Here is a 22,925-nt window from a genome sequence, read left to right on the forward strand (position 1 = left end):
GCAACCGGGCTCCTGGACGCGGCGCTGCGGCCGGTGCCGGCCGGGGTGACCGGCGAGCTGTACCTCGGCGGGGCGTCCCCGGCGCGCGGCTACCACGACCGGCCGGGGCTGACCGCGGGACGGTTCGTCGCCGACCCCCACTCCCCGGTGCCCGGCGCCCGGATGTACCGCACCGGCGACCTGGTGCGGCGGCGGCCGGACGGCTCCCTGGACTACCTGGGCCGGGCCGACCACCAGGTCAAGGTGCGCGGCTTCCGCATCGAGCCGGGCGAGATCGAGGCCACGCTGCTGAGCCATCCACGGGTGGCGCAGGCCGCGGTGGTGGTACGCCATGACACGCCCGGCGCGCCGGGCGAGCCACGGCTGGCCGGGTACATCGTGCCGCGCGGCGAGCCGGGGATCGACCTGGCGGAGCTGCGGGCCCATCTGGCGGCCGCGGTGCCCGACTACATGGTCCCGGCGTTCCTCACCGAACTGGAGCGGATGCCGCTGACGCCCAACGCGAAGGTGGACCGCAAGGCCCTGCCGGCCCCTGGGCTGCCCCGCGCGGCCACCGGTCGTGGGCCGCGCACCCCGCTGGAGCAGACGTTGTGTCAGGCCTTCGCCGAGGTGCTGGGGCTGGACCGGGTCGGCGCCGAGGACAGCTTCTTCGAGCTGGGCGGCGACTCCATCCGCTCCATCCGCCTGGTCGCCCGCGCCCGCGAGCTGGGCGTCGGGCTCTCCCCCGCCGATGTGTTCCTGCACCGGACGGTGGCGGGCCTGGCCACGGCGGCCACCGCGGCCGGGTCGGCGCCGGACGTGGCCGACGCCTTCGCCCGGGTGCTGCCGATCCGCGCCGTGGGGACGGGGGCGGGGACGCGGCCGCCGCTGTTCTGTGTGCACGGCGGGGTCGGGCTCTCCTGGCCGTTCCTGGAGCTGGCCGGCGCGCTCACCGAATTCCCCGTGTACGGATTCCAGGCGGGCGGAATCGTGTCCCCGGCCCAGCAGCCCGGCTCCGTACGGGAAATGGCCGCGGATTACATCCGGAGCATGCTGGAAATACAACCCGACGGGCCGTACCATATTGTCGGGTGGTCTTTCGGAGCGCTGGTCGCCCATGAAATGGCCGTCCAATTGCAGGAGCAGGGGCGCGAAGTGGCGCTGCTGGCAAACCTGGACGGCTTCCCGGCGGCGGAGCGCGACCCCGGCGAGGACCTGAGCGACCAGGCGCTGCTGGCCCAGATCCTGCTGCGCTGCGGGCTTGACCCGCGGGGCGGCGCCGAGGACGGCGGAAAGCCGGACGCGGCCGGGGTGCTGGCGCTGCTGGCCCGGGACGGCAATCCCCTCGCCGAGCTCGACGAGGCGCGGCTCGGCCATCTCCTCGGGGTGATCCGTCACTTCAGCGAGCTGGGCTCGGCCCACCGGCCGGGCCGCTACCACGGAGATCTGCTCTTCTTCGCGGCCACCCGCGGACTCGCCGAATCCGCCCCGACCGAGGCCCGCTGGGCGGCGCACATCGACGGCGCGATCGTCCGCCACGAGGTGGACGCCGACCACGACGGAATGCTGGCCCCGCAACCCGCCGCCCATATCGCGAAATTCATTTCCGAAGCGCTCGGCGACTGAGCCGAGAAGACTTCCCGAAGAGACTTCCCTAAGAGAATGGTGAATTTCTCCCGAGGGATGCCCATGTCAGAAAGAGGAGAGCGAGAGAGGACATCAACCGGATATGACAAACCCTTTCGACGACGAGACCGGAACCTTTCTGGTCCTGGTCAACCACGAGGGCCAGCACTCCCTGTGGCCCGCCTTCGCCGAGGTCCCGGCCGGCTGGACGGCGGTACTCGCCGAGACCAGCCGTGAGGAGGCCCTGGCGTATGTCGAGCGCACCTGGACCGATCTGCGCCCGAAGAGCCTGATCGAGACGGCCTAGCCCGCGACACCCGACCGAAGCACATCCAACCGACACAGATCCAACCGAAGCACATCCCGCCGACACACACCCGACCGGCACACACCCCACCCACGCGGACCGGCCCCGCCCGGGCCGGTCCGCCCGAGGGCACCACCCAACCCCCCACCCACCGCACATCACTTTCCGACGGAGGAATTCGCAATGAGCGCCATCACCATCGACACCGCGGCCGAGGACAAGGTCCGTGAGATCCTCGCCAACTCCCTCGACCTGGAGGGCGAGGAGCTGACCCGCACCGGGCTGTTCGTGGACGAGTACGGGGCCGACTCGCTGTGCGCGATCGAGATGCTGTCCGCCCTGGAGGTGGCCTTCGGCGTCACCATCGAGCAGGACGAACTCCAGAACATGATCCACTTCGAGGCGGTCCTCGAGGTGCTCTCCCGGGCCGAATCGCGATGACCGGCCGGCGAGTGGTGCTGACCGGACTCGGCGTCCTGTCCAGCATCGGCAATGGTGTCACCGAGTTCACCCGCGGGCTGCGCGAAGGCCGGTGCGGCGCCGGAGAGATCACCCTCTTCGACGCCACCGGCTTCCGCCGCCAACTCGCCCACGAGGTCCGGGACTTCGACCCGGCCGAGTGGATCCGCCACACCCCGCTCGAAGAGCTGGGCCGGGCCAGCCAGTTCTCCGTCGCCGCCACCCGGCTGGCGGTCCGGGACGCGGGGCTGGACCTGGCGGAGCTGCGCGGCCGGCGCGGCCTGGTCACCCTCGGCACCACCGACGGCGAGGCCAGGGAGCTGGACCAGCTCGTCGAGGCCGAACTGGCCGCGGGCGGCCCGGAACACCTGGCGCCCACCGCGGTGCGGCGGCTGCCCGCCCACCGGCTGGCGCTCGCCGTCGTCCGTGAGCTGCGGCTGCCGCGGGCGGTGCCGTCCGTGCTCGGCACCGCCTGCGCGGCGGGCAACTACGCCATCGGCGACGGCTTCGACGCCGTACGCTCCGGCGAGGCGGACTACGCGCTGGTCGGCGGGTCGGACGCGCTGGCCCGCCGTACCTTCGCCGGCTTCTCCCGGCTCGGCCTGGTCGCCTCCGACCGCTGCCGGCCGTTCGACGCCGAGCGGGAGGGGCTGCTGACCGCCGAGGGCGCCGGCGTCCTGCTGCTGGAGCCCCTGGAGTCGGCGCTGGCGCGCGGCGCCCGGATCTACGCCGAGCTGCTGGGCTACGGCCTCAACTGCGACGCCCACCACCCGACCGCCCCCGACCAGGAGAGCGTCGCCCGCTGCATAGGCCTCGCGCTCGCCGACGCCGGGATCAAGCCGGAGGAGGTGGATCTGGTGTCCGCGCACGGCACCGGCACCAGGACCAACGACATCACCGAGACCCGCGCGATCCGCGAGGTGTTCGGCGACCGGCCGCCGCGCACCGTGGCCCTGAAGTCCATGCTCGGCCACTCCATGGGCGCGGCCAGCGCCCTGGGCGCCGCGGCCTCGGCCCTCGCCCTGGCCCACGGCTTCATCCCGCCCACCGTCAACCACCGCTCCACCGATCCCGAGTGCGGCGTCGACTGCGTGCCCAACCACGCCGTCGAGGCGCCGCTGCGGATCGTGGTCAACAACGGCCTGGCCTTCGGCGGCAACAACGCCTCCGTCGTCCTCGGCCGCTACGAGGAGGACCAGCGATGACCCCCGTACCCGCCAAGGAGGTCACCACCGAGGCCCGGGGCCGCCCCCGCACCGACCGCGCCGTCATCACCGCCTGGTCGGCCGTCTCCCCGTACGGCCTGGGCCGCGCCGCGTACGCGGAGGGGATCGCCGCGCGGCGCCCCACCGCGGCCGTGCCGGACCCGGCGGCCTGGCAGACGCCCGACGCCGCCGCCTGCCTGGTGCCCGGCTTCGACATCCGGCAGATCCTCGGCCGGGCCGGCACCCGCACCATGGACCGGGCCATGGGGCTCGCGGTCACCGCCGTACGCGAGCTGTTCGAGGAGGCCGAGGCCGACGAACACCCGGTGACCCGGGGGACCGGCACCGCGCTCGTCCTGGGCACCACCCTGGGCAGCGCGGCCAGCCAGCAGAACTTCAGCCGTGCCTCGTTCGTCGGCGACAAGCCGTACGACGTGCCGGCGCAGCTGATGCCGAACACCCTGATGAACAGCCCGGCCGGGGCCAGCGCCATCCGCTTCGGCCTCAAGGGCCCCAACACCACCCTGGCCGGCGGCCGTCCGGCCGCGCTGCTCGCCCTCGCCTACGCCCGCCGGCTGCTGGCCGCGGGCCGGGCCGAGCGGGCGCTGGTGGGGGCGGTGGAGGAGTACTCCGGGGCCCGTTCCTGGCTGGAGCGCCACAGCCGGGGCGCGGACGAGGAGCAGGGCGCGCCGCTCGGGGAGGGCTGCGCGATGCTGCTGCTCGAACCCGCCGACACCCTCCCCGAGGACCGGCCGGCGCTCGCCGAACTCCTGGCGATCGACGTACGGGTGGACGTCACCGGCGATCTGCCCGGCACGCTGCGGGAGAGCGTGCGCCACGCCCTCGCCGAGTCCGGTGTCACCCCGGACGAGGTGTGGGCGGCGGCCGGGGGCGGGCTGACCGGCGCGGCGGGAGAGGCCGAACGGGCCCTGCTGACCGAGGTGTTCGGGCAGCAGGCCGCCGGCCGGGCGGTGTGCCACGAGCTGATCGGCGACACCGCCTCGGCCCAGGCCGCCTTCCAGCTCGCCGCGGTCCTGGTCGCGGCGTCCGCCGACCCGGCCTCGGCCGGCCGGGCCGCCGTGGTCACCTCGGTGGACCGCGAGGGCCTGGTGGCCTGCGGGGTGCTGCGGCTGCTGGGCGGTGCCCGATGAGCCCCGCGAGGCCCGCGACTCCCGGGGGCCCTGGGACCCCTGCGGCGTCCGCGACCTCCGGGGCGTCAGCGGCCCCTGGGACCCCCACGGCCTCTGCGACCCCCGCGGCCCCTTCAGCCTCCGATGCCTCCGCGACCTCCGCGACCTCCGTGGCCCAGCCGGTCGCGCTGGTCAGCGGCGGGTCCCGGGGCATCGGCCGGGCGGCCGCGCTGCGGCTGGCCCAGGACGGCTACGCGATCAGCTTCTGCTACCGCTCCGACGAGGAGTCGGCCCGGCAGCTCGGCAAGGAACTCGCCGAGCTGGGGGCCGGCTCGCTCGCCGAGCGCCTGGACATCGCCGACGGCGAGGCCGTACGCGCCTGGGTGACGCGCACCGAGCGCCAGCTCGGCCCCATCGCCGTCGCCGTGGCCAGCGCGGGCATCACCCGCGACAAGCCGATGCTGATGATGTCCGACCAGGACTGGCGGGCGGTGCTCACCACCAACCTGGACGGCGCGTCCAACGTCTGCCGGGCCGTGCTGTTCCCGATGGTCAAGCGCAAGGCCGGCTCGATCATCACGCTCTCGTCGGTGTCCGGGCTCTACGGCAACCCAGGGCAGGGCAACTACTCGGCCTCCAAGGCCGGGATGGTCGCCATGACCCGGGCGCTGGCCAAGGAGGTCGGCCGGTACGGCATCCGCGCCAACGCGGTGGCCCCCGGAATGATCGAGACGGACATGACCGGCGCCCTCAGCGGCGACCAGCGGGACCGCGCCGTCGCGGCCGTCCCGCTGGGCCGGTTCGGCACCGCGGAGGAGGTCGCGGAGGCCGTGTCCTTCCTGGCCTCCGACAAAGCCGCGTACATCACCGGGTCCGTGCTGCAAATCGACGGCGGGATCGTGCTTTGACGCCCCCGCCGCCCACGGCCCGCCGCGGCCCGCACCGCAGGGCCCCGGCCCACCACGGCCCGCACCGCCCGGCCCCGCCCCCGGTCCCCGCCCACCACAGCCTCGCCCACGACGGGGCCGTCCACCACAGCCTCGTCCACCACGGCCCAGCCCACCACAGACCCGTCCCCGCCCCGCGACTCACCAAGGAGCCGGCCTCATGACCATCCCCGCCACCACCGCGTCCGCCAACCTCACCCCGCTCGTCGACACCACCGCCTTCCCCGAGGCCCTGGACGGCGAGGTCCGGGCCGCCCACCGGCTGTACGAGCACCTGATCGGCATGTGGGCGCCAGGCGTCATCGAGGCCGCCCAGGACCTCGGCGCCTTCGCCGCCCTGGCCGTCGGCCCGGCCACCGCCGCCCAGCTCGCCGAGATCCTCGACACCGATCTGCGGGCCACCCGCGTCCTGCTGGACGGCCTGTACGCGTACGACGTCGTCCAGCGCACCAGAGGGGACGACGGCCAGGCCGTCTACACGCTGCCAGCCGAGCTGCACGGCGTGTTCGCGCCCCACGGGCTCTTCAGCCTCGCCGGGAAGATCGGCCACGACCGCAACGTCGCCTGGAACGCCTGGCGCCACCTCGCCGACAACGTACGCTCCGGCGCCCGCGCCGCCGACGGCGCACAGCAGCTCAACCAGATATCGGAGGAGGACTACACCTCACTGGTCCGCGGCATCAACTTCTGGGCGCCGCCGATCACCCGGGCGCTGGCCGGCGCCCTGCGCGACCTGGGCTGGACCACCGGCCGCTCCGCGAATCTGCTGGACGTCGGCTGCGGCACCGGCATCTACAGCCACCTGCTGCTGCGCGAGTTCCCGGAGCTGACCGCCCGCGGACTGGACGCCGAGCGGATCATCCCGATCGCCGCCCGGCAGGCCACCCAGCTCGGGGTCGCCGAGCGGTTCCGGGGCGAGGTCGTGGACTTCTGGAGCGAGGACTGGGGCAGCGGCACCGACCTGGCGCTGTTCGTCAACATCTTCCACCTCCAGACCCCCGAGTCGGCGCGCGAGCTGCTGCTGAAGGCCACCAAGGGGCTGACGGAGGACGGGGTGATCGCGATCGCCGACCACATCGTCGACGAGGACCGCGGCGAGGGCTCGGTGCAGAACAAGTTCTTCCGGCTGTTCGCCGCCTCCATGCTGGCCACCGGTGGCGGCGACGCCTTCACCGTGCACGACTACGACCAGTGGCTGGCGGACGCGGGGCTGCGCCGGGTCGGCCTGCTCGACACCCCGATGCACCGGGTGCTGCTCGCCCGCCGCTCCTGACCGCCCGCCCGTCCGCCCGCCCGAACAGGCCGCCTCCGTAAGCCACCTCCCCCGCTCCCCGGCGCGGCCCCGCGCGCCGGGGAGCACTTCGCGGCACCCACGCAAGGGAGAACACACCATGCCCACACGCCTCTTCACCTCCGAATCGGTGACCGAAGGCCACCCCGACAAGATGGCCGACCAGATCAGCGACACGATCCTGGACGCCCTGCTCGCCCAGGACCCCCGCGCCCGGGTCGCCGTGGAGACGCTCCTGACCACCGGCCAGGTGCACATCGCGGGCGAGATCGCCACCACCGCCCGGAACATCGACATCGCGGCCCTGGTGCGCGCTTGCGTCCTCGACATCGGCTACGACCGCTCCACCATGGGCTTCGACGGCGCCACCTGCGGCGTCTCGGTGTCCCTCGGCGCCCAGTCGCCGGACATCGCGCGGGGCGTCGACCAGGCGTACGAGGTCCGCGACGGCTCCGGCACACCCGGCCCCGGCGAGGTCGTGGATGACCTCGACCGCCAGGGCGCGGGCGACCAAGGGCTGATGTTCGGCTACGCGTGCGATGAAACGCCGGAGCTGATGCCCCTCCCGATCACCCTGGCCCACCGGCTGGCCCGCCGGCTGACCGCCGTCCGCAAGGACGGCACCGTGCCGTATCTGCGCCCCGACGGCAAGACCCAGGTGACCGTCGAGTACCGGGGCAGCAAGCCCGTACGGCTCGACACCGTCGTCATCTCCAGCCAGCACGCCGCCGATGTGGACCTCGCCGGGCTGCTCACCCCCGACATCCGCGCGCGTGTCGTCGAGCCGGAGCTGGAGGCGCTGCGCGCCGAGGGCATCCGGCTGGCCACCGACGACGTACGGCTGCTGGTCAACCCGACCGGCCGGTTCGAGCAGGGTGGCCCGATGGCCGACGCGGGCCTGACCGGCCGCAAGATCATCGTGGACACGTACGGGGGCGTGGCCCGCCATGGCGGTGGCGCGTTCTCCGGCAAGGACCCCTCCAAGGTGGACCGCAGCGCCGCGTACGCCATGCGCTGGGTCGCCAAGAACGTGGTCGCCGCGGGCCTCGCGGACCGCTGCGAGGTGCAGGTCGCGTACGCCATCGGGAAGGCCGAGCCGGTCAGCCTCTTCGTGGAGACCTTCGGCACCGCCCGGGTGGCCGTCCACCGCGTCACCGACGCCATCGCCGAGGTGTTCGACCTCCGCCCCGCCGCCATCATCCGCGACCTCGACCTGCTCCGCCCCGGCTACGCCCGGACCGCCGCCTACGGCCACTTCGGCCGCCCCGAGTTCACCTGGGAGCGCACCGACCGCGCGGCGAAGCTGCGCGCGGCGGCGGGCCTGTGACGGGCGGGTGTCTTTGACGGCCGGGGTCCGGCGGACAGCGCGCTGCCGGACCCCGGGCATGAGACTCGAGCATCCGTCCTGCCGGCGTGGTACGTTGCAAGACTTTGTTCCCACCGGAAAGGGATGCCATGGACGCCGCCGCCCCCTCCCTCCACAGCCGGTTCCTCGACGAGACACTTCCCCGGATCCGGCAGGACGCGCGAGTGGCCGGTGTCGCCGTCGCGGGGTCGCTCGCGGGGGGATACGCCGACGCCTACTCCGATGTGGACCTGATCGTGGCCGTCGACGACGAGGCCTTCGACTCGGTCATGAAGGAACGGCTGACGCTGATCGGCTCATGGGTTCCGCTGGTGGCCGGGTTCACGGGGGAACACGTCGGCGAGCCCCGCCTGATCATCACGCTGGTCGGGCCGCCCCTGCTGCATGTCGACTTCAAGTTCGTGCGCGCCTCCGACTTCGCGGAGCGCGTGGAGGACCCGGACATCCTGTGGGACCGGGACGGCCACCTGGCCGCCGCGCTCGCGGAGCGTCCGCCGGCCACCCCGTCGCTCGATCTCCAGTGGATCGAGGACCGGTTCTGGATCTGGGTGCACTACGGCGCGACCAAACTCGGCCGCGGTGAACTGTTCGAGGTGATCAGCTTCCTCAATTACCTGCGCGAGGCCGTGCTCGGCCCCCTGGCCGCCCGCCGGGTGGGCGCGATCCCCCGCGGCGTGCGCCACCTGGAATCCCTCGCACCGGATGAGGCCCGAGAGCTTCAGGCCACCCTGTGCGGTTACGACCGACAGGACGCCGGCCGGGCGCTCCTCGCCGTCGTCGAGCTCTACCGGCGGTGGCTCGACGAGGCCGGGGCGGCGGCGCCGATCGAACGCCGCCGGGACGCCGAGAAGCTCGCGATGCGGTACCTCCACGAGGTCATCGACCAGACGGGCTGACCACTCCGCGGGCCGGTTCCCACCGGCCCGCGGCGTCGGCCCTACCGACCCGCCGCGTCGGCGACGGCGTGGAAGAGCCGTTGGGGGTCCTCCGCGATCCGGTTGCACACATACAGCCACCACTCGGTGCCGTAGACGACGTACTCCCGGGTGGGGTGCCCCTTCTCCCGCATGGCGGCGACCCGATCGGTCCCCAGGCCCAGCAGGGTCTCGAACTCCCACGGCGCGGCCGGGTCGTGGGCGCCGCCGGCCACCATCGACTCCAGTTCGCCGAACAGGTCCCAGTCATGGGTGGCGAAGGAACACGAGTGGCCGGCGTCGACCAGGGCCCGGGCACAGCTCAGATACGCCTCGCGCAGCTCGCGGCTGCCCCGCCGGTGGGCGATCGTCTCGGGCTCGAAGAACGACCCCTTGACCAGCCGGATCCGCCCGAGGCGGCGCAGCAGGACAGGCATGTCGTCGGCGGTCCTGTGCAGCCGCGCCTGCACGGTGACCCCGATGTGGTCGAACTCCTCGCACAGCGCGCCGTGGACGTCGAGGACCGCGTCGGTGCGGTCCGATCCCTCCGCCGAGATGATCATTTCCTGGCCGGCGGCGGCCGTCGCCTCGGCGATCCGCCGGGCGTTGCGCAGCGCCAACCCGGCGTCCACGGCGAGCCCGATGTGGGACAGGTCGAGCGAGACGGAGGAGTCGTGCCCGCCCCCGGCCAGGCGCTCGCTCACGTCCAGGAACACGTCCGTCGCGGCGTCGGCGCGCGCGGCGTCCCGGCAGCTCTCGCCCATGTAGTCCACGGTGGAGCGATGTCCGCGCCCGTTGATCGCGGCGACGGCCGCCAGCGCTTCGGCCACCGTCTCACCGGCCACGTACCGGCGGGCGATGCGCCGCGCCAGGGGGCCGAGCATCGGGTCGGACGGCACACGCTCCTTGAGCTTCTCGTCGAGTGCCAGCCGCCGGATCACATCGGCGACTCGGGCGAGTAGGTCGTCGTCGCCGGTCGCGCCACCGGCCGCATCCTGCGGGATCATGTGCCACCTCATCGCTGGGAACGAACGCGGGGCGACACTAACCGAACGATCGGTCGGGCTGCAATGAGCGTCTCGGATCGCGACACGCAGTCAGCGGGGCATGAGCGCGAACACGCCCCAGCCGAGATACTCGCGCTCGTACCGGGCGTAGCGTGCCGGGGCGGTGGACAGCTCGGACCGCAGCTCGGCGGCCAGTTCGTCCTCGGGATGGCGGTCCAGCCAGCGGCGGATGTTCAACCACTGCGCCGCCCGGTACCGGTCCCAGCTGTCCTGGTCGGCCAGCACCATCTCCACCACGTCGTAACCGAGCCCACCGAACAGCTCGATCAGCCCGGCCAGCGGCAGGAACTCCTCCTTGCTCCGGGCATGGCAGGCCTCGACGGTCCGCTGGTCCGGCGGCTCCAGCCGCCAGTACGGCTCACCGATCAGCATCATGCCGCCCGGCCGCAGACTCTTCCGCAACAGCTCCACCGTGCCCGGCACGCCACCACCGATCCAGGTGGCGCCCACACACGACACCAGGTCCACCGGCTCCTCGGCCACATACCCCGACGCGTCGCCGTGCACGAACACCACCCGCTCGGCGACCCCCAACTCGGCGGCCCGCGCCCGCGCCTTGTCGACGAACACCGTGCTGATGTCCACCCCGATCCCCGTGATCCCGTGATCACGGGCCCAGGTGCACAGCATCTCCCCCGATCCGCTGGCCAGATCGAGCATCCGCGTCCCCGGCTCCAGGCGCAACGCCTGGCCCAGGGTGGCGAGTTTCTCGCTGGTGAACGGGTTGTGGATGCGATGACTGTGTTCGCTGATGACGATGGAGCGCGGGAGATCCACTCGTGGGTTTCCTTCTGCCGGTTGAGGTCACGCCGAGTGAATCACGCCTCTGGCCGAACGGCAACGAAGACGAACTCCTTCCCCGGCCGATCCGGCGCGTCGCGCACCTCCAGCAGCGTGAAACCCTGCGCGACCAAGTCCGCCTCGACCTCCCCCCGCTCCCGGAACCGCAGGGTCGACTCGGCCGTCAACACCTCACCATCCGCCGCGAACACGTAATGCCACCGGAACGACACCAAGGGCCCGGCGACCTCAGTCACCTCCACCCAGCTCGCCACCGCGCCCACGCCCGGTATCTCCGTGACCCGGTAGGAATCCTCGCGGTTCCACTCCTCCCAGGCCCGCTTCGCGGGGTCCCGCGTCTCGAACACCAGGTGCCCACCCGGCCGCAGCGCCTCATAGGCGCCCCGCAGCGTCCCCTGCCATGCCCCCGGGTCGACGATCTGCTGGGCGACGTTCGCCGTCATGGTGGCGAGATCCACCCGCAGCGGCGGCAACGCGGTGGCATCCCCGCAGATCCACCGCACCCGCTCACTGCCCGGCTTGCCCCGCGCCACGTCGAGCGACGCCTCGGCCGGGTCAACACCCACGACCTCGACCCCACGGTCGGCCAGCAACAGCGCGAACACGCCCGTCCCGCAGCCGATGTCCAGCACCCGCCTCGCCCCGAGCCCCTCCGCGAGGTCGAGGTAGGCGTCCAGGTCACTGCGGTCGGGATCGAGCGGATCGTAGATCGCGGCCAGCCGCGGATGCCTGAACTCTTCATCAGCCATGCGCCCGAAGGTATAGCAGCGGAGCTGCTGCCTCACATCGCGATTCCGGCCCGCTTCGCAAGCCTGGTCAGGCGCGGATTGCTGCGCTTGTGCAGGGACGTCAGCACCCGTGTGAGTTCCCGGCTGGTCGGATGGACGGCAGCCATTTCGGGTGCCACGGTCCATGCCTTCTCCAGAGACTCCAGAGTGCCGTCCCGGTCCCCCAGGGCCAATTGCGAGCGTCCGATATTCATGTACAGCGGACCCACGCGGGTAGCCGGAAGCGTCAGCCCCGCGCGAATCAGGTCCTCTGCCGTGTCGAGGGCTTCTCGATGGCGCTCCATGTCGGAAGCGGTGGAGATGACGTGCGTGGCCGTATTCTCCTGGCCGAAGTGGATTCCGTGCTCGGCGACGTCCTCCGGGAATTCCTCCGCCGTACGCCACGCGGCCGCGATGTGCTGGTTCGTGGTCTGCTTGTCCCTCAAGCGCCCGGCCAAGGTCAGCCCGCGAAGATGCAGGAGGCCCAGCCCAAAGGCCCGCTCGCGCCCTCGGAGAGAGGATTCCGCCCGTACGATGGCACGGTCGACAATGGCCAGTCCTCCGGCGAAGTCGCCCGAATTCAAGAACGTACCGGCATCGTCCCGCGCCGCCACAATGGCCGCGATCGGATCCGCCCGTTCAGCGGCCAGGCGCTGCTTCATCGTGGCCAGCTCCGCCAAGTGCATCCACCGGTGCCGGGCGGCAAGCCAATAGACCACGCTGTAGACGTCGGCGACAAGTGTCCAGTCGCTCGGACGGCCTGTCGCGTGCGCTTGGTTGGTCACCTTCACCAGCAAGGGCGGAAGCTTCGCTGACACCTCGGCCAGTTCGCTGTTCCACCGATGCCGGTTGAGGCTGTCCACCTCGAGTGCCAACCTCGCCGGTTCCCGGGGCGGTTCTCCGGAGAGGTCAAATTGGCGAATGGCGTAACTCAGATCGGACAGGTCCGCTTCCGGTGTCCGGCCCAGTACTTCATCAAGGGTCAGGCCCATCGCCCGGGCCAGCGATGCGGCTACGCTCTGCGTTAAGGCTCGGTCCCCCACTTCGATTTTTCTGAGGAGGGAGACGGACACACCTGCCCGGCGGGCCAGTGCGACCTGGCTCAGCCCGCGATCTTTACGGAGCGCCGCGATGTTGGCGCCGGGTCCGGGAACATTCGCGCCGTTCATGTTTCCCATGGTCCCACTCCCGACCGCCTGACGCAGGGTCGGTGTGCAAGAAGTGTGCAAGTCCTGCCCACCCGCGAGGCGTTGACTAGACATACAGGACCCCCGCGACCGTTGCAGCGGCCCGGGGGCATGGCCGATCTGACTGGAGCAGAACGACAATGCAATTCGTATCACGATCACTCGGACGAGTGAAAAAGGCCCTGTTCGGCCCCCGAACCGCCACCCCCGAACCACAGCCACGCCCCACTCCCCCTCCGCCGCGCACCACCGCCCCCGCCCCCCTGCCGCGCCCCGTGTCGTACGCAGAGCAGACACGCCTGCGACTGCCCCGGATCCCGGTCGAGTGGACCATCCCCCTCATGCGGGGCATCGACCCGGCGCCGCCATACATCCCGCCCTTCACCCCCGCACGGGCGGGGGCCGGCCGGTGACCGGCCTCGACGGAGCCACGACGAACGCCGAGCGGGCCGCCGCCGAACTCCGGTCCGCGTTGGCCCTCGCCGGTATCGAACCGCTGAGCATCGGCTGGTCGGCCGTGGGCGGAGCGTCATCCCGGGGCCTGGTGCACATCAGCGGCATCCGGCCGGAGGCCGCGCGGGCTCTCGCCGACGCCGTCAGGAGAGGGACCCACACCAGGCGCGCCCGGACCGTACTCCTCCCCCAAGCCACCGCCGAAGACGTCCGAGCGGCCCTCGACCCCCTCTGGTTCCGCCCCTGCCGCTGCGAGGAGCGCACCGGGATCCCCTGCCCGGAGAAGTCGGAGAAACGGGAACGCCCGCGCCTCCGGGGTTCGACCACGTCCGGCCCGTGACCGGCGGCCCGCGACAGAGCTGTCCAGGTCGGTCCCTCCCGGCCTGGACGGACGCCAACGGGCACACGTGGTACTGCGGCTATTGCGCGGGCTGGGGCGAGGTCACCTGCCCCGGCTGCGGCGGACTCGCGGGGTGCGTGACGTGCGGGGGCACGACCAAGGTCCCGTGCGTGGTGTGCTCGTCGGGCCAGTGGCCCAAATGGATCCCGTAAAACAGAATGAAGGAGCAAACGATGAGGTCGCAGATCACCACAGCCGCTGACGGCGGCAACGGGGACAAACTGCCGGGCCAGCCCTACCCCGGCCCCCACCAGCCACCAACTCCGGACGGTGGCCCCGGCGTCCCCAACCCGCCCAAGACGCACGAGGTCACCGCCCCGTGACCCCAAACGCACACCAGGAGCGCCCCAGCCGTGCCGAGCTGGGGCGCGTCCTCATGTCAGCCGGTGTCCTCTCCCCGGACTGGGCATCCGCGTTCCACGCCGTACCCCGCTCCGCGTTTCTGCCCGACCTGATGTGGCCGTTCGACATGAGCACGGGGCGAAGCACCGCCGTCAACAAGGCAGATGACCCGGCCGGATGGCTGAGGTACGCGGACTCCGACGCGCCCATCGTCACGCAATGGGACGACGGAAAACACTCGGGTACGGAACCGGGCCAGGTGTCCACCAGCTCCGCTTCGATGCCGAGCGTCGTGTTCTCCATGCTCCGGGACCTGGACGTACGGGTCGGTCACAGGGTGCTGGAGATTGGCACGGGCACCGGCTGGAACGCCGCGCTGCTGGCTCACCGGCTGGGCGCGGAGAACGTCGTGACGGTGGAGGTGGACGCGGCCGTGGCGGCCGCAGCGAGAGCGAGTCTCGACCGCTTCGGCACACCCGTGCGCGTGGTCCACGGGGACGGTCTCCAGGGCTGCCCCGACGCGGCACCGTACGACCGGATCATCGCAACCTGCGGGCTCCGGTCGATCCCGTTCTCCTGGGTGCGGCAGTGCAGATCGCACGGGATCATCGTCGCCCCCTGGGGCACGCACTACGACAACGGGGACGCCGTGGCCCGACTGATCGTCGCCGCCGACGGGCGCAGCGCGTCAGGCACCTTCACGGGGCCGGTGGAGTTCATGAAGCTCCGGGCGCAGCGCCTTCCGCCCATGGTGCACACCGACTACGTCCCCGGCAGCGTGGCCGACGGCGACGAGTCGTCCACCACGATCACGGAAGCCCAGTTCGTGGCCGGGCGCTTCAGCCCGCAACGCTTCGCGCTGAGCCTCCTGGTCCGCGACTGCCGACACGTCGTCGCCGAGAAGGAGGACGGGGCTCGCCCGGTGTGGTTCTACGGGCTCACCGACCGGTCCTGGGCGTGTGTGCAGTTCCGCGACGGGGCACCTGCCCGCGTGTGGCAGTCGGGCCCCCGCCGGCTCTGGGACGAGGCGGAAGCGGCCTACCGGTGGTGGGAGGAGGAGGGCCGACCCGGCTTCGACCGCTTCGGGCTGACCGTGGACAGGCACGGCGAACGAATCTGGTTGGACGCCCCGGACAACCCGGTGCCCGCCCGTGCAGGCTGGCCCTGAAACCGATGGCGGGCACTTTGTGGTGAGTATGGGACAGCGACACGCCGACGCCACGGCGTGTCGCTGTCCCATACTCACCACAACTCAGGCCAGCGTGTCGGCGCGGCCGGGCCGCTATAGTGGTGGCCGTTCACCAGACCAGGCGACATCTGCCTGATGCAGGGTCGGCCCGACCGATCGGCGGCCGCGGTTCACCGCGCGGTATCTACCCCGGTTGTGGCAACAGCGGACGACCCTCGGCGTTCGGCGGGGACGGGCCCCGCGGCGCTACCAGGCGGCGGAAAGTAAGTACTCGATGGGGCGCCCCACCAAGGCCGCGTCTTCCAATCCTGTCCGCGTCGGCTACGGCGCGGTGCTGCGCACCCCCGGCGCCCGGGCCTTCCTCGTCCCCGCGTTCGTCGCGCGGTTGCCCTACGCCATGCTCGGGCTCGGCATCGTGCTGCTGATCGCCGGCACCACGCACTCCTACGGCCTCGCCGGCACCGTGGCCGCCGTGGCCGCCGTGGCCCAGGCCCTGGCCGGTCCGCGGATCGGGCGGCTGGCCGATCGGTACGGGCAGGCGGCCGTGCTGGTGCCGGTCGTCGGGGTGCACGGGGTCGCCGTGGCGGCGCTGGTCGGGCTCGCCCTCGGTGCGGCCCCTGCCTGGGCGCTCTTCGCCGCGGCGGTCGCGGCCGGGGCGTCCGTGCCGCAGATCGGGGCCATGGTGCGGGCCCGCTGGGTGCATGCCCTGCGGGAGGGGCCGCCCGCCGCGCTCGCCACCGCCTTCGCGTTCGAGTCGGTGACGGACGAGTTCACCTTCGTCGTCGGGCCGGTCCTGGCGACGGCGCTCGGCACGGGGGTCGACCCCGCGGCCGGGCTGGTCGCCGAGGCGGCGCTGACCGTTGTCGGTGGCCTGCTCTTCGCGGCCCGGCGCGGCAGCGCGCCGCCGGTGCGCCGCCGCGAGCGGACCCGCCAGGCTCCCGCGCTCGCCTACCCCGGCGTGCGGCTGCTGGCCGGCTCGCTGCTCGGGGTGGGCTCGGTTTTCGGCGGGCTCCAGGTGTCCATGACCGCCGCCGCGCAGGCGGCCGGGCACGCGGGGCTCAGTGGCGTGGTCTACGGGCTGTTCGCCTGCGGCAGCATGGGCGCCGGCGTCGGCTACGGCATGGTGCGCTGGAAGCGGTCGGTCGCGCACCGGATGCTGTTCTCCTTCGCCCTGCTGGCCGTCGGCTGCGCCACGCTCTGGGCGATGCCCTCGCTGACGGCCCTCGCCGTGGCCGGCTTGTGCTGTGGCCTCGCCATCGCGCCCACCCTGATCTCCGCCTACACCCTCGTGGAGCAACTGGTGCCGAGGGGGGCGGCCACCGAGGCGTTCACCTGGCTGACGGGGGCGATCGGTCTCGGCCTGGCCATGGGCTCCGCCGCCGCGGGCCGGGCCATCGACGCGCACGGCGCCGCGGCCGGGCTGCTGGTCCCGCTCGCCGGCTCCGCGGCCGGCCTGGCCGCGCTGGTCACCGGGCGTCGCCTTCTCGCGCCGCGCCCCCGCTCTACGCGCCCCGTCGCGACCGGCGGAGGGGAGCGCTCGGCGTCCCTCTCGGATCTGTAGCTCACGGGCTCGGATGTGTAGCTCACGGGTCGGTGGCGCACCTGGGCGACGCTGGGGGCACCGCTGAGGGCGCGGGTGTCCCGGACGTTGTGGGTCGCTCAGTCCGGGCGCCCGGCCGCCGAGGCTCCGGCCGGCGGGGTTCAGGCCGCCGGACCTCCGGCCGGCGGGGCTCCGGCCGCCCGGTGTCCGGCCGCCCCGTTTCCGCCCGCCCCGTCTCCGGCGGCCCGGAGGGCGCGGCCCCCGATCGTGCGCAGGTGATCGCGTAGTTCCGGGGGGTCATGGACCTCGAACTCACAGCCCAGCATGAGCAGCCGGGACGCCAGCCACTCCAGCGTGTCGGCGCGCCCGTGCAGCTCGCAGCTGTTCTCGTCGATCGGCCGCACCTCCTCCGGCGCGGCGCCGAGCCGCTCCGCGACCCGGGCGGCGGGGAGGCGCACGGTGGCGCGTACCTCGTAGGTGGGGGCGAGGGAGTACATGGTGCGGGTGACGAAGGCGGCCGCGTCCTTCTCGGGCAGTTCGCGGGGCGGGACGCGTATGCCGGTGGGCTGGAGGCGGGTCATCCGGTCGGCGCGGAAGATCCGCCAGTCGTCGCGTTCGTTGTCGTACGCCAGCAGGTACCAGCGGCGCCCCGCCAGCACCAGTCGGTGCGGCTCGACCAGCCGGCTGCTCCGGCTGCCGTCCCCGGCCCGGTAGGCGAACCGGAGCCGTTCACCGCCGGCCACGGCCGCGGCGGTCACGGCGAGGTCGTGCGGGTCGACGGCCGAGGGGCTCTCGGTGGCCAGCGATTCCGTGGCGGTCCGGAAGGCGCCGACCCGGTGTCGCAGCCGGGACGGCAGCACCTGCTCCAATTTGGCCAGGGCGCGCAGGGACGCCTGCTCGATACCGCTCACCGGGTTGCCGACCGCCGTGCTGAGCGCGACCGCGAGGGCCACGGCCTCCTCGTCGTCCAGCAGCAGCGGCGGCATGGCCTTGCCCGCGGCGAGCCGGTATCCCCCGGCGGCCCCCATGCTCGCCTCCACCGGGTATCCCAGCTCACGCAGCCGGTCGATGTCCCGGCGGACCGTGCGGGGGCTGACCGCCAGACGGTCCGCCAGCTCGCTGCCGGGCCACTCGCGCGGGGTCTGCAACAACGACAACAAGGACAAGAGCCGGGCGGAAGGGGTGCTCATGGCGTCCATCATGCCGGGCCATCTAGGTCAGGATCCGGCCTGGATGGCTCCTACAGTCGCCGCATGAGCGATGAACTCCGCCCCTTCCGTATCGACATCCCCCAGTCCGACCTGGACGATCTGCGCGAGCGGCTGGCCCGCACCCGCTGGCCGAGGCAGCTGCCCGGCGAGGGCTGGAGCCGGGGCGTGCCCCTGGCCCACCTCAAGGAGCTGGCCGACTACTGGCGGGATGGCTACGACTGGCGCCGGCAGGAGGCGCGGCTGAACGAATTCCCCCAGTTCATGACCGAGATCGACGGCCAGGACATCCACTTCCTGCATGTCCGCTCGCCGGAGCCCGACGCCCTGCCGCTGATCCTCACCCACGGCTGGCCGAACTCCTTCGTCGAGTTCGCCGAACTCATCGGCCGCCTCTCCGATCCCCGCTCGCACGGCGGCGACCCGTCCCAGGCGTTCCATGTGGTCGTCCCGTCGGTGCCCGGCTTCGGCTTCTCCGCGCCGCCGCGCGAAACCGGCTGGAACGTGGCCCGGGTGGCCCGTCTCTGGGCGCGGTTGATGGACCGGCTCGGCTACGACCGCTACGGCACCCAGGGCGGGGACCTCGGCGCGTACGTCGCCCCCGAGGTGGCCAAGGCGGCACCCGATCACGTCGTCGGCGTGTACATCACCGCCGGGCTCGGCATTCCCACCGAAGCCGACGTCCCCGAGCTGAACGAGGAGGAGCGTGCGGCCTTCGAACAGCTCCAGCAGGCGGACTGGACGAACGGCGTCCCCCACCACGCCCTGCTCCGCGCCGCCCCCCAGACCTTCGCGTACGGCTGGCACGACTCCCCCGTCGCCGCGCTGGCCTGGATGATCCAGAAGTTCAAGGAGTTCACCGTCGCCGACAAGCTCCCGGAGGAGCTGATCGACCGCGATCTGATCCTCACCAACACGACCCTCTACTGGTTCACCGACACCTTCGGCTCCTCCTCCTGGCCCATGTACGACAGCACGGGCTTCGGCTGGCCGGAGGGCCAGAAGGCGGTGCCGACCGGCGTCTACAGCGGTGCTCCCGGGATCCGGCGGCTCGCCGAGCGGCACAACACCATCGCCCACTGGCCCACGGACAACCCGGGCGGTCACCACTTCCTGGCCATGGACCAGCCCGACGCCATGGCCGCCGACATGCGCGCCTTCTTCACCAAGGTCCGCTAAGGGGCTGACGACTCGGGCCGCCGACTCGGGCGGAGGAGCAGTTGACGGGCTGCGGCCGGGGATTCAGGACCCGTAGGGCCCCACGTTCTGCCTCGTGGCGTTCGCGGCGCTCAGCCCCCGCGCGAGTCCCTGGTCCGCCGCCGCACGCTCCAGCGCCCCGCGCTCCCCCGAACCGCCTCGGCGCCGCAGTACGGCCAAGCACACTCCGACCACGGCCGCGCATGCGACCACCATGGAAACAATGAAAAGCATGTGTCCCCCGTCCAACTGGCGGAACCGTCCTGTGGTCCCTCCTTGATATGTATTGTCGCCCGCCGCCCGTTCGCAGGAAAGGGGAATCGCTCAGGACGCGTCATTCAATGGCGGCGACGCACCGACGATCGGGTCAGGCTCGGCTCGTGCGCCGGTACAGCAGGAACACCACGGCGGCGACCAGGAGATAGGCGGGCACGAGCAGTACCGCGTCGGGCGTCGTCTGGCTCGCCGACCAGCCGGCGCCGCGCCGGTCGCCCTCCAGGGTGACGCGGTTGACGGTGAGAAAGGTCAGATGGGTGCCGATGGAGGCCCAGAGCGGGGCCTGGCCGACCGCCGTCCGGGCCGCGACGAGGGTCAGTCCGAAGACCGGGAGCAGGATCAGGTAGGAGGCGGCGTCCTGCCCCGGTGGCACGATGCCGATGGGGGCGGGTTCGGCGCCGGTCAGGCGCGCGGTCGCGGCGTACGCCACCGTCGACGCGCCCGGCACGAGCAGAAAGACGGCCGTCGTGCCGAGTGCCGAGGCGGCGCCGCCGAACCGCCCGCGCAAGGCGGTCCAGGTGTAACCGCGCAGCGTGGTTTCCTCGGGCAGGGCCTCCAGCAGGAGCGCGATCACCGCGTTGGACGCGAGAAAGCCGATGAGCGGCACGGGGTCCGGACGCGACCAGCGCAGCAGGCCCCCAGCCGTCCCCGCTCCGATGACGAGCACCGCCGACACCAACGTCACGCCCACCCCGACGGAAAACGCCCGCAGGGCGGCGCCGACGCCGCCGAAACCCAGGGCGTTGAGCCGGGTTCGACGCCGCCGTAACACCAGGGTTACGGGGCCGATCGCCAGTGCGCTGACCAGAGCGGCCGGGACCAGCCGGGCCGCCGTGCCGGTGAGGCCGATCCTTTCCGCGGCGACCGAGCCCGCGGCCGTGCCGACGCCGAGCGCGGCGGCCATGAACAGGCCGCCGAGGAGAGCCCTGGCCAGGGCGCTGGATCGGGAAAGGGCGGTCTTCCCGCCCGGGTGCTGCCTCGTCATTCGTCCGTCCTGGCTGAGCTGGTGATCTTCCGCCGTGCTTCTGCCAGTCTCGGTTCCGTTTCGGCCGCGGACCTCGTGTCCGTAGATGAGATGCGCGTACATCCTTCGACGTACCGGGGATCAGCGACGGCCCTGTGGACGGGCTCTCCCTGGCCACGAAAGGGGGCCGGTTCCGGGACCGGCGCGCTGACGGGTGGGTTCCGGGCCGGCCACTCCCGGGTGGTGGCGGCACCCCGCCGCACCCCGCCGCCTCGGTGTCGGACCCCCATGTCATCCTCGGATCATGAGCGACCTGGAGACGGCCACCCCCGCCGAGTGGGACGACCTGATCGACGAGTGGGACGAGATCCGCCACGGCTTCTACCTCGGCGACGCGCCGGCCATGGTGCTGAGGTGCGCGAGGAATCTGGAGGCGAGCGTGGCGGCCGACGGGCCGGACACGGCGCTGTGGACGCTCGGGCTGGTGCTGACAGGCCCGTATGTGATCTACGCCCGCCCGGACGCGGCGGCCGAGGCGCGGGTGCTGGAGGCGATGGGCGCGGTCGAGCGCACCCTGGGGCAGGCGTCCTGTGCGCATGAGGCGCATCCGTGTGACGACGTGTCCGGCGCCGACCTGGACAACTTCCGGTACGTCCTGGAGATGCTGGCCCACCCGGAGCGGGACGCCGACCATGACGCGGCGCCGGCCGACGAGGAGAACTGGCCCGACGAGGAGGGGGCTCAGTCCTGGTTCGAGGGCCGGATGACGCGGGAGATCTGGACCTGCCCGCGGAACCTGGCCGGGTTCGCCCGCGCCTTCCCCGGCTGAGGCGGCATCACCCCCATCACCCCCTCGCCAGGCGCGGTCCCTAGATCGGCAGGGCGCCCTTGAAACGCGCGTTGGGGGCGTCGGGGTGGGTGGTGGCGAGCCAGCCGTGGCCGTGGGTGTCCTCGATGGGCATGGGGCCGGGTTCGACGGAGAGGTGGTCGGCCGCGATGCCCGCGTCGGACACGCCCTCGGCGTATTCCTCGTCGATGCCGTTCGCCGCGTCTTCGATGTAGCTCACCTCGAAGGGCAGCGGCTCGCCCCTGAACTCCGGGTAGTCGTAGGTGCCGTAGCTGCGCACCCTGCGGCCGTCACGGGCGACGTACCACAACGAGCCGGAGTGGTAGGGGTCGATGACGTAGAAGTGCGCCTCCCCGCACCGCTCGCTGAGCCTGTCGGCCAGGAGGAATCCGTCGCATTCGTCCACGAACGCGTTCCCCCACACGAGGCGCCACTTGCCGGTCGGCGGGTCCCCGCGCCAGTTGTCGAACTCCGGGGTGATGAAGACCCGGTAGGCGGTCTGCTTCTCGCCCCGGGAATCCTCGAACTCGAGGGAGTCGGCGGCCCGGGTGGCGGCCTCCACGCCCGTCACGACGGTGGCGGGCCGGAGGTCGTGCAGCCCGAGAGCGGATACGGCGTCGTCGAGCCGGTCGGCCGGGAAGGCCAGCCAGCGGCCGGCGTCCAGGGGGAGTTCCACCCGGCCCTCGTCCAGGAGCTTGATGCGCACCAGGCGTTCCACGGCGCGCCGGTCGGCGTCGTCGAGCGCCTCCGCGCCGCCCAGCTCGACCAGCGACTCCAGGGCCTTGCCGCGCAGGTGCCCGGGGCCGTGGCGCCGGATCTCCCGGAGGCGGGGCAGCGCCTGGTCGCCCAGCCGCTTCAGGACGGACTCGGCACCGAACCTCGGGCTGTCCCGTCGCTCGTCGCGGACGTACGGCAGGAGCCGGTCGACGCTCCGCGCTCCGAGCGCGACCAGGCCGTCCTCGGCGGCCCTCCGTACCTCGCGGTCCCGGTCCGAGAGGTCACGTATGAGGGCGTCAACGGCGTCTGACATGGGACACAGCCTAGGCGTGGCGGACGCGGCAAGCCCGTCCGGCCCTGACGCGGTCTCCGGCCCGGCCTGACGCGGTCTCCGGCGCGCCCGGGAGGGGCCGGCGGCGCGCCCGGGAGGGGCCGGCGGGGCCCTCTGCCCCGCCGGCCCCTCCCGTGCGGCCATCGGGCGCCCTCAGCAGCACATCGGGGTGTCGGCGGTCACTCCGGCCGCCGTGCCGGGCGGCACGGTGAGCCAGGCGCCCTGCACCGGGCCGGCCGCCGTACCGGCCGGCGCGGCGGCTGACGCCGACGGCGAGGCGACGGCGGGAGCAACCGCCGCGCTCAGGGCCAGGACGCTTCCCGCGAAAGTCGTGGCGATCTTTGCTCCGATGCTCATGGGCGTCTCCCCTTGGTCGGTGGTGCATGAGCCTGTCAGTGGTGCATGAGCCTGTCGG

23 protein-coding genes are annotated in these 22,925 nt (G+C 72.6%); 15 read left to right on the forward strand and 8 right to left on the reverse strand.

Going from position 1 to position 22,925, the window contains the following annotated elements:
- The 9 genes from BBH68_RS43975 to BBH68_RS07100 all read left to right on the forward strand — a co-directional run.
- A partial coding sequence (locus BBH68_RS43975; RefSeq protein ID WP_170066543.1) for a thioesterase domain-containing protein occupies positions 1-1,605 on the forward strand: 1,605 nt, incomplete at its 5' end.
- 103 nt (positions 1,606-1,708) lie between these two features.
- Positions 1,709-1,912 (forward strand): MbtH family protein, encoded by a 204-nt coding sequence (locus BBH68_RS07065; protein WP_065959824.1) that lies wholly within the window; start codon positions 1,709-1,711, stop codon positions 1,910-1,912.
- A 183-nt stretch (positions 1,913-2,095) separates the two neighbouring features.
- Positions 2,096-2,353 (forward strand): acyl carrier protein, encoded by a 258-nt coding sequence (locus BBH68_RS07070; protein ID WP_065959826.1) that lies wholly within the window; start codon positions 2,096-2,098, stop codon positions 2,351-2,353.
- Positions 2,350-3,576: a beta-ketoacyl-[acyl-carrier-protein] synthase family protein gene (locus BBH68_RS07075; RefSeq protein ID WP_065959828.1), complete on the forward strand. Its 1,227-nt coding sequence runs from the start codon at positions 2,350-2,352 to the stop codon at positions 3,574-3,576. The genes BBH68_RS07070 and BBH68_RS07075 overlap by 4 nt, the downstream gene beginning before the upstream one ends.
- Complete coding sequence (locus BBH68_RS07080) at positions 3,573-4,727, forward strand: beta-ketoacyl synthase N-terminal-like domain-containing protein (RefSeq protein WP_079150847.1); 1,155 nt, start codon at positions 3,573-3,575, stop codon at positions 4,725-4,727. The genes BBH68_RS07075 and BBH68_RS07080 overlap by 4 nt, the downstream gene beginning before the upstream one ends.
- Before the next feature lie 149 nt (positions 4,728-4,876).
- Positions 4,877-5,614: a 3-oxoacyl-ACP reductase FabG gene (gene fabG / locus BBH68_RS07085; RefSeq protein WP_065959830.1), complete on the forward strand. Its 738-nt coding sequence runs from the start codon at positions 4,877-4,879 to the stop codon at positions 5,612-5,614.
- 199 nt (positions 5,615-5,813) lie between these two features.
- Positions 5,814-6,926: a class I SAM-dependent methyltransferase gene (locus BBH68_RS07090; RefSeq protein WP_065959832.1), complete on the forward strand. Its 1,113-nt coding sequence runs from the start codon at positions 5,814-5,816 to the stop codon at positions 6,924-6,926.
- 118 nt (positions 6,927-7,044) lie between these two features.
- Entirely contained in the window at positions 7,045-8,271 is a 1,227-nt protein-coding gene (metK, locus tag BBH68_RS07095; RefSeq protein ID WP_065959833.1) for a methionine adenosyltransferase, read from the forward strand.
- A gap of 128 nt (positions 8,272-8,399) precedes the next feature.
- Complete coding sequence (locus BBH68_RS07100) at positions 8,400-9,206, forward strand: nucleotidyltransferase domain-containing protein (protein WP_065959836.1); 807 nt, start codon at positions 8,400-8,402, stop codon at positions 9,204-9,206.
- 41 nt (positions 9,207-9,247) lie between these two features.
- On the opposite strand, the gene BBH68_RS07105 is transcribed toward BBH68_RS07100, so the two are convergent.
- The 4 genes from BBH68_RS07105 to BBH68_RS07120 form a co-directional block, all read right to left on the reverse strand.
- Positions 9,248-10,231, reverse strand: a complete 984-nt coding sequence (locus tag BBH68_RS07105) for a proline dehydrogenase family protein (protein ID WP_065959839.1) — start codon at positions 10,229-10,231, stop codon at positions 9,248-9,250.
- Positions 10,232-10,321: 90 nt separating this feature from the next.
- Positions 10,322-11,068, reverse strand: a complete 747-nt coding sequence (locus tag BBH68_RS07110) for an SAM-dependent methyltransferase (protein ID WP_065959840.1) — start codon at positions 11,066-11,068, stop codon at positions 10,322-10,324.
- A 41-nt stretch (positions 11,069-11,109) separates the two neighbouring features.
- Entirely contained in the window at positions 11,110-11,841 is a 732-nt protein-coding gene (locus BBH68_RS07115; RefSeq protein ID WP_065959871.1) for a class I SAM-dependent methyltransferase, read from the reverse strand.
- 32 nt (positions 11,842-11,873) lie between these two features.
- Positions 11,874-13,028 carry a helix-turn-helix domain-containing protein gene (locus BBH68_RS07120; protein ID WP_079150849.1) on the reverse strand — a complete coding sequence of 385 codons (1,155 nt, stop codon included), beginning with the start codon at positions 13,026-13,028 and terminating at the stop codon, positions 11,874-11,876.
- A gap of 427 nt (positions 13,029-13,455) precedes the next feature.
- Here BBH68_RS07120 and BBH68_RS07125 point away from each other — a divergent pair, with 427 nt between their 5' ends.
- The 4 genes from BBH68_RS07125 to BBH68_RS07135 all read left to right on the forward strand — a co-directional run bounded on the left by BBH68_RS07125 (position 13,456) and on the right by BBH68_RS07135 (position 16,991).
- The gene (locus BBH68_RS07125) at positions 13,456-13,839 is read left to right on the forward strand and encodes a hypothetical protein (RefSeq protein ID WP_065959844.1); all 384 of its coding nucleotides are present in this window, start codon (positions 13,456-13,458) and stop codon (positions 13,837-13,839) included.
- 233 nt (positions 13,840-14,072) lie between these two features.
- Positions 14,073-14,222 carry a hypothetical protein gene (locus BBH68_RS41850; protein ID WP_170066544.1) on the forward strand — a complete coding sequence of 50 codons (150 nt, stop codon included), beginning with the start codon at positions 14,073-14,075 and terminating at the stop codon, positions 14,220-14,222.
- Positions 14,219-15,409, forward strand: coding sequence for a methyltransferase domain-containing protein (locus tag BBH68_RS07130; protein WP_104531240.1), 1,191 nt, complete (start codon positions 14,219-14,221; stop codon positions 15,407-15,409). The genes BBH68_RS41850 and BBH68_RS07130 overlap by 4 nt, the downstream gene beginning before the upstream one ends.
- A 295-nt stretch (positions 15,410-15,704) precedes the next feature.
- The gene (locus BBH68_RS07135) at positions 15,705-16,991 is read left to right on the forward strand and encodes an MFS transporter (RefSeq protein WP_065959849.1); all 1,287 of its coding nucleotides are present in this window, start codon (positions 15,705-15,707) and stop codon (positions 16,989-16,991) included.
- A gap of 140 nt (positions 16,992-17,131) precedes the next feature.
- Here the strand turns inward: BBH68_RS07135 and BBH68_RS07140 are convergent, their stop codons facing one another.
- Positions 17,132-18,160, reverse strand: coding sequence for a helix-turn-helix transcriptional regulator (locus BBH68_RS07140; protein WP_079150850.1), 1,029 nt, complete (start codon positions 18,158-18,160; stop codon positions 17,132-17,134).
- Positions 18,161-18,223: 63 nt separating this feature from the next.
- Between BBH68_RS07140 and BBH68_RS07145 the strand changes: the two genes are divergently transcribed.
- Complete coding sequence (locus BBH68_RS07145) at positions 18,224-19,357, forward strand: epoxide hydrolase family protein (protein WP_065959851.1); 1,134 nt, start codon at positions 18,224-18,226, stop codon at positions 19,355-19,357.
- 385 nt (positions 19,358-19,742) lie between these two features.
- Here the strand turns inward: BBH68_RS07145 and BBH68_RS07155 are convergent, their stop codons facing one another.
- Positions 19,743-20,636 (reverse strand): CPBP family glutamic-type intramembrane protease, encoded by an 894-nt coding sequence (locus tag BBH68_RS07155; protein ID WP_065959852.1) that lies wholly within the window; start codon positions 20,634-20,636, stop codon positions 19,743-19,745.
- Positions 20,637-20,919: 283 nt separating this feature from the next.
- Here BBH68_RS07155 and BBH68_RS07160 point away from each other — a divergent pair, with 283 nt between their 5' ends.
- On the forward strand, positions 20,920-21,444 hold the full coding sequence (locus tag BBH68_RS07160) for a hypothetical protein (protein WP_065959855.1): 525 nt from the start codon (positions 20,920-20,922) through the stop codon (positions 21,442-21,444).
- A 40-nt stretch (positions 21,445-21,484) separates the two neighbouring features.
- On the opposite strand, the gene BBH68_RS07165 is transcribed toward BBH68_RS07160, so the two are convergent.
- A complete protein-coding gene (locus BBH68_RS07165; protein WP_245737933.1) occupies positions 21,485-22,492 on the reverse strand; it encodes a HEAT repeat domain-containing protein in 1,008 nt (335 codons plus the stop codon).
- Between the two features lie 171 nt (positions 22,493-22,663).
- Positions 22,664-22,867 carry a hypothetical protein gene (locus tag BBH68_RS07170; protein WP_065959857.1) on the reverse strand — a complete coding sequence of 68 codons (204 nt, stop codon included), beginning with the start codon at positions 22,865-22,867 and terminating at the stop codon, positions 22,664-22,666.
- Positions 22,868-22,925: the final 58 nt, after the last annotated feature.

The organism is Streptomyces sparsogenes, assembly GCF_001704635.1.
GTDB classification, from domain to species: Bacteria; Actinomycetota; Actinomycetes; order Streptomycetales; family Streptomycetaceae; genus Streptomyces; species Streptomyces sparsogenes.